Source organism: Streptomyces sp. NPDC058221 (genome assembly GCF_042882365.1).
Taxonomy (GTDB): domain Bacteria; phylum Actinomycetota; class Actinomycetes; order Streptomycetales; family Streptomycetaceae; genus Streptomyces.
The window spans coordinates 25,309-31,716 of the sequence record NZ_JBHVWF010000097.1; the positions used below are offsets into that span (position 1 = coordinate 25,309).

General features: G+C 69.6%; 5 protein-coding genes. 4 read left to right on the top strand and 1 reads right to left on the bottom strand.

The window, feature by feature from the left end:
- Window positions 1–93 precede the first annotated feature (93 nt).
- A complete protein-coding gene (locus tag ACFVW8_RS26600) occupies window positions 94–1,452 on the bottom strand; it encodes an ROK family protein (protein WP_389694209.1) in 1,359 nt (452 codons plus the stop codon).
- Between the two features lie 145 nt (window positions 1,453–1,597).
- Between ACFVW8_RS26600 and ACFVW8_RS26605 the strand changes: the two genes are divergently transcribed.
- The 4 genes from ACFVW8_RS26605 to ACFVW8_RS26620 are packed head-to-tail and all read left to right on the top strand — an operon-like array spanning window position 1,598 to window position 6,205.
- The gene (locus ACFVW8_RS26605; RefSeq protein WP_389694211.1) at window positions 1,598–2,911 is read left to right on the top strand and encodes an extracellular solute-binding protein; all 1,314 of its coding nucleotides are present in this window, start codon (window positions 1,598–1,600) and stop codon (window positions 2,909–2,911) included.
- Between the two features lie 9 nt (window positions 2,912–2,920).
- On the top strand, window positions 2,921–3,931 hold the full coding sequence (locus ACFVW8_RS26610) for a carbohydrate ABC transporter permease (RefSeq protein ID WP_389694213.1): 1,011 nt from the start codon (window positions 2,921–2,923) through the stop codon (window positions 3,929–3,931).
- 55 nt (window positions 3,932–3,986) lie between these two features.
- The gene (locus tag ACFVW8_RS26615; protein WP_389694219.1) at window positions 3,987–4,826 is read left to right on the top strand and encodes a carbohydrate ABC transporter permease; all 840 of its coding nucleotides are present in this window, start codon (window positions 3,987–3,989) and stop codon (window positions 4,824–4,826) included.
- Window positions 4,827–4,846: 20 nt separating this feature from the next.
- A complete protein-coding gene (locus ACFVW8_RS26620) occupies window positions 4,847–6,205 on the top strand; it encodes a GH1 family beta-glucosidase (protein WP_389694215.1) in 1,359 nt (452 codons plus the stop codon).
- Window positions 6,206–6,408: the final 203 nt, after the last annotated feature.

A 6,408-nucleotide genomic window follows, 5' to 3' on the forward strand; every position in this document is an offset into this window, starting at 1 on the left:
TGCCGGTGAGCCGGGCCGCCGGCCGCGCGGCCCTCCCGCTCCCCGTACGCCGCGCCGGTCCGGCGCCACCCGCCGCACACGCACCCGCCCGTCTCACCCCGCCGCGTCGGACGCCGACCTCGGGCGTTCCCTCTTCCGCACCGCGTCCGCGGCGGCCCACACGCCCGGCGCCGGAGTGCTGGGGAGGGGCTCGGGGGCCGGGCGGCTGCCGCCCCTGGCGAGGAAGTCGGCCAGCGGGAGCGTCGCAGCGCCGACCGTGACCGCGTCGGGGCCCAGCCTGCCCATCTCGATCGTGGTGCGGTCCGCGGCATGCCGGAGTGCGTACTCCTGCGCGTAGCGGCGGATGTCGGGCAGCAGGTGCGGTCCGATCAGCAGGCCGGCCCATCCGCCGAGCAGGATGCGCTCCGGCAGGAAGAGGTTGATCAGGTCGCCGAGGGCAGCGCCCAGGCATTCGGCCGTCTCGTCGAGCAGCGAGACCGCCAGCGGGTCGGGCTCCCCGCCCGGACCGGGGTAGGCCGCGGCGAGCAGTGCGGCCAGCGCGGTCTCGTCGTCCGCGTCGGCGGCGAGCGGGCCGCCCGCCTCGTGCCAGCGCTCCCGCATCGCCTCGGCGCCGGCGTAGGCCTCCAGACAGCCGATCGAGCCGCACCGGCACCGCCGTCCGCGAAGCTGGACCGTGGTGTGGCCCCATTCGAGGGCCATGCTGCTGCGGTCCTCGTCGAGAAGGTCGCCGTGGTTGACACAGGCGCCGACGCCGGAGCCGATGAGCGCGATGGCGGACGCACCCGCGCCACGGCCGCCGCCGAACCACATCTCGGCCTGGCCCAGCGTCTTGGCGCCGTTGTCGATGAAGAACGGCACCTCCGCAGGGACGCGGACCGCGTCGCGGAGCAGCTGCTCGAAGGGGACGGCGCTCCAGTCGATCGTCTGCCCGTGGACGACCGAGCCCACGTCGCCGGCGGCACCGTCCGGGGCGTCCCGCTCGATGATGCCGGGTACGCCGATGCCGACGCCGAGCAGCCGGCGCGGGTCGGCCCCGGCATCCCGCAGGACGTCGGCGACCCCGCTGCGGACATGGCCGACGATGCGGCCGACGTCGTAGCCGTGCTGGGCCAGCAGCCGTTCGGTGCGGGCGAGTTCGGTGAGGGAGAGATCGAAGAGCTCCACCCTGATCCGGGTCTCGCCGATGTCGATGCCGATCAGGAGTCCGCCGCCGGGCGCGACGCGCAGCAGTGTGCGCGGACGGCCGCCGTCGGAATCGACGACTCCGGCCTCCTCCAGGAGGCCCTCGGCGGCGAGTTCCGTGACGACGTTGCTGATGGAACCCGAACTCAGCCCGGTGGCGGGGCCGAGCTCCTGGCGGCTCAGCGGGCCGTCGAAATACAACCGTTGCAAAACCCTCGCCCGGTTGCCCCGTCGCAGGTCACGCACGGTCCGTCTGTTGCGCTCAGCCATGTGGCTCCTTCCCTTCCCGCAACATACCGTGACCGCGGGGCTTGACGCGACCTTCCCTCACCTCTTAAATCACGTCATAAATTAAGGCCTGAATACCGTTCGTTTCCCGAACACGGCCTGCCTCCCCGGAAAGGGGCCATCCCACATGCGCACCATCAGAGCCGCAGCAGCCGCCACCCTCGCGATCTCCATCGCCGCCGGAGTCACCGGCTGCGGAGGCGGTTCGTCCGCCGGGGGCGGCAGCAACGATTCACCGAAGACCCTCACCTACTGGGCGTCCAACCAGGGCCCCAGCATCGGGGCCGACAAGAAGATCCTCACCCCCGAACTGAAGAAGTTCGAGGAGCAGACCGGCATCAAGGTCAAGCTGGAGGTCGTGCCCTGGGCCGATCTGCTCAACCGGATCCTCGCCGCCACCACGTCAGGGCAGGGGCCTGACGTACTGAACATCGGCAACACCTGGTCGGCATCGCTGCAGGCGACGGGCGCGCTGCTGCCCTGGAACAAGGAGAACTTCGACGCGATCGGCGGCCGGGACCGCTTCGTCGACTCGGCGGTGGCCTCGGCCGGCGCGGAGGGCAAGGACCCGTCCGCGGTGCCGCTCTACTCGCTCGCGTACGCCCTCTACTACAACAAGAAGAGCTTCGCGGACGCGGGGATCAGCAAGCCGCCGGCCACCTGGGACGAGCTGGTCGCGGACGGCAAGAAGCTCTCCAAGGACGGCAAGTGGGGGCTGGGCGCCGAGGGATCCAACCTCTCCAACAACATCCACCAGGCCTTCGCCCTGGGCCAGCAGCACGGTGCGGACTTCTTCGACAAGGCCGGCAAGCCGACCTTCACCTCCGACGGCGCCGTCGCGGCCGTGAAGCAGTACATCGACTTCATGGCCAAGGACAAGATCATCGCCCCGGGCAACGCCGAGTACGCCCAGAACCAGTCCCTGACGGACTTCGCCAAGGGCAAGACGGCGATGGTGCTCTGGCAGGCCGCCGCCTCCACGTTCGCCTCCCAGGGCATGAAGCCCGAGGACTGGGGAGCGGCCCCGGTCCCCGTCGCGTCGGGCACCCCCGGCGCGGGCAAGAACACGAACTCCATGGTCGCCGGAATCAACATGGCGGTGTTCAAGAACACCAAGAACATCGACGGCGCCAAGAAGTTCGTGAAGTTCATGACGAGCGACGCCGAGCAGAAGCTGCTCAACAAGACCTACGGGTCGATCCCGCCGGTCAAGACCGCCCAGGCCGACGAGGCGTTCTCCGCCCCCGACCTGAAGGTCCTGCGCGACACCCTGTCCACGAGCGCCGCCCCGCTGCCGCAGGTGCCGAACGAGTCGCAGTTCGAGACCGCCGTGGGTACGGCGGTCAAGGAGCTGTGGGCCGACGCAGCAGCCGGACGCCCCGTGACCACCGAATCCGTCAAGGCGCGCCTCGAAAAGGCCCAGCAGACGATGCAGCAGTAAGGCTCCCTCATGACCGCCACCGTGACCACCGACAGCCGGACGGAAAAGTCGGACCTGGTGACGAGCCGGGGCACCGGGGGTGCGCGCAAGAGACTGCCGCGCATCCCCGACCGGATCCGCCAGGGCGGACTGCCCTATCTCCTGCTCCTGCCGGCCGTTCTGCTCGAACTCCTCGTCCATGTGATCCCGATGGTCATCGGGATCGTGATGAGCTTCCGCCAGCTCACGCAGTTCTACATCAACAACTGGGGCGGAGCGCCCTGGACCGGCTTCGACAACTTCAAGATCGCCGTCGACATCAACGCCCCGATCGGTGAGGCGCTGCTCCACTCGTTCTTCGTCACCTGTGTCTTCACGTTCTTCGCCGTCGGCCTGGCCTGGCTGTTCGGCGTCGCGGCGGCGATCATGCTGCAGGAGAACTTCCGCGGCCGCGGATTCCTCCGGGCGATCTTCCTCGTTCCGTACGCCCTGCCGGTCTACGCGGCCGTCATCACCTGGGCGTTCATGTTCCAGCGGGACAACGGCCTGGTGAACCACGTCCTCCACGACCAGCTCGGGCTGACCGACCAGCCCTCCTTCTGGCTGATCGGCGACAACAGCATCTACGCGCTGATCGTCGTCTCGGTCTGGAAGGGCTGGCCGTTCGCCTTCCTCATCGTGATGGCGGGGCTGCAGAACATCCCGCGCGAGCTGTACGAGGCCTCCGCCATCGACGGCGCCGGCATCTGGCAGCAGATCCGCAAGATCACCCTGCCGGCCCTGCGCCCGGTCAACCAGGTCCTGGTGCTCGTCCTGTTCCTCTGGACGTTCAACGACTTCAACACCCCGTACGTGCTGTTCGGCAAGGCGGCGCCGGAGAACGCGGACCTGATCTCGATCCACATCTACCAGTCGTCGTTCGTCACCTGGAACTTCGGCACCGGATCCGCCATGTCCGTACTCCTGCTGCTCTTCCTGCTGGTCGTGACGGCCGTGTACCTGCTCATCACCTCACGCGGAAGGAAGGGCGCCGATGCCTAGCCATGCCCAGTCGGCCGTGCTGCCCCGAGTGCACAAGTCCCGGAGGCGGTCCCCGATGGCCGCGCCGCAGTCGTTCCTCTGGACCCGCCGCATCATCCTGACCTTCCTGGCCGCCTTCGCCCTGCTGCCCGTCTACGTGATGGTCAGCAGCTCGCTCAAGCCGCTCCAGGACGTGTCGGGGAAGTTCCACTGGATCCCGTCCGGACTGACCGTCAAGCCGTACTTCGACATCTGGAAGACCGTCCCGCTCGCCCGCTACTTCCTCAACTCGCTGATCGTGGCGGGGTCGGCGACGGTCCTCTCGGTGATCATCGCGGTGTTCTCCGCGTACGCCGTGAGCCGCTACAAGTTCCGCGGCAAGCGCGTCTTCACCGTCACGGTCCTCTCCACCCAGATGTTCCCCGGGATCCTCTTCCTGCTCCCGCTCTTCCTGATCTTCGTCAACATCGGGAACAGCACCGGCATCGCGCTGTACGGCTCGCGCGGCGGCCTGATCCTCACGTATCTGACCTTCTCGCTGCCGTTCTCCATCTGGATGCTGATCGGCTACTTCGACTCGATCCCGAAGGATCTGGACGAGGCGGCGCTGGTGGACGGCTGCGGACCGCTCGGGGCCCTGTTCCGGGTCGTCGTGCCGGCCGCCGTGCCCGGCATCGTCGCCGTCGCCGTGTACGCCTTCATGACGGCCTGGGGCGAGGTCCTCTTCGCCTCCGTCATGACCAACGACTCCACCCGCACCCTGGCCGTCGGCCTGCAGGGCTACGCCACCCAGAACGACGTGTACTGGAACCAGGTGATGGCCGCCTCGCTCGTCGTCAGTGTGCCGATCGTCGCCGGGTTCCTGCTCCTGCAGCGCTACCTCGTCGCCGGCCTCACCGCGGGGGCCGTCAAGTGACCGCTTCTGAAAGGAAGTCCGTGAACGACCTCAGCGCTCTCCCGGCCGACTTCGCCTGGGGCGTCGCCACCGCCGCGTACCAGATCGAGGGAGCCGTGGCCGAGGACGGCCGCGCCCCCTCCATCTGGGACACGTTCTCCCACATCCCCGGCAAGGTGGCCGGCGACGACACCGGTGACGTGGCGTGCGATCACTACCACCGGGTCCCCGAGGACATCGCCCTCATCAAGGAGGTGGGGGCGGGCGCCTACCGCTTCTCGCTGGCCTGGCCCCGGATCGTCCCGGGCGGTGACGGCCCGGTCAACAAGGCCGGACTCGACTTCTACGACCGGCTCGTCGACGGCCTGCTCGACGCCGGGATCACCCCGTTCGCCACGCTCTACCACTGGGACCTCCCGCAGGCGCTCCAGGACCGGGGCGGCTGGACGGTCCGGGAGACGGCCGAGCACTTCGCCGCGTACGCCTCGGTCGCCGTGGAACGCCTCGGTGACCGGGTGAAGGACTGGGCGACCCTCAACGAGCCGCTCTGCTCGGCCTGGATCGGCCATCTGGAGGGCACGATGGCGCCGGGTCTCACCGACCTGACCGCCGCCGTCCGCGCCTCCTGCCACCTGCACCTCGGGCACGGCCTGGCCGTACAGGCGATCCGCGCCGCGTCCTCGGACGCCCGCGTCGGCATCGTCAACAACCTCAGCCCGGTCGAGGCGGCCACCGACCGCGAGGCGGACCGGGCCGCCGCGGTGCGCGGCGACGGCCACATCAACCGCTGGTGGCTGGACCCGATCCTCGGACGCGGCTACCCGCAGGACATGGTCGACCTGTACGGAGTCGAACTCCCGCTCCGCGAAGGCGACATGGAGCTCATCGCGGCGCCGCTCGACTGGATGGGCGTGAACTACTACTTCCGCCAGGTCGTCACCGCCGACGCGACCGGTCCTGTCCCGCACGCCAAGCAGGTCTATCTGCCCGGCTCCCGGCACACCCACATGGACTGGGAGGTCCACGCCGAGGGTCTGGAGCAGCTGCTGCTGCGCCTGACCGAGGAGTACGGCGTACGGCGCATCTACGTCACCGAGAACGGCTCGGCGTACCAGGACGTCGTCCTGGCCGACGGTTCGGTGCACGACCCGGAGCGGACCCGGTACCTGGAGGAGCATCTCGCCGCCTGTGCCCGCGCCGTCCGCAAGGGCGCGCCGCTGGCCGGCTACTTCGCGTGGTCGCTGCTGGACAACTTCGAGTGGGCGTACGGCTACGACAAGCGCTTCGGCCTGGTCCACGTCGACTACGCGACGCAGCGGCGCACGGTCAAGAGCAGCGGCCGGCGGTACGCCGAGCTGATCCGCGAAGCGACGTCGGGCCGCTCGGGCAGAGCCGCCTGACGTCCCGGACCGGCTCGGGAGGGCCGGCCTGCCTGCCTCCTGCCGCGGTGGACGTCCACCGCGGCAGGAGGCTTCGCGTTGCCACGGGCCGCGGGCGCTCGCCGAGCGATGGCCCGGCACACCACGAGTCCGGGGTGGGGGCCGGTTTGAGGGAGCACCGCGCGCGTTGCGCCGCCCCCCCGCAGCCCGGGCATGGGGCGGGC

Excerpts from the sequence above, each read along its gene's own strand:
- ACFVW8_RS26600 (WP_389694209.1), bottom strand. The coding sequence starts at position 1,452 with ATGGCTGAGCGCAACAGACGGACCGTGCGTGACCTGCGACGGGGCAAC.
- ACFVW8_RS26605 (WP_389694211.1), top strand. The coding sequence starts at position 1,598 with ATGCGCACCATCAGAGCCGCAGCAGCCGCCACCCTCGCGATCTCCATC.
- ACFVW8_RS26610 (WP_389694213.1), top strand. The coding sequence starts at position 2,921 with ATGACCGCCACCGTGACCACCGACAGCCGGACGGAAAAGTCGGACCTG.
- ACFVW8_RS26615 (WP_389694219.1), top strand. The coding sequence starts at position 3,987 with ATGGCCGCGCCGCAGTCGTTCCTCTGGACCCGCCGCATCATCCTGACC.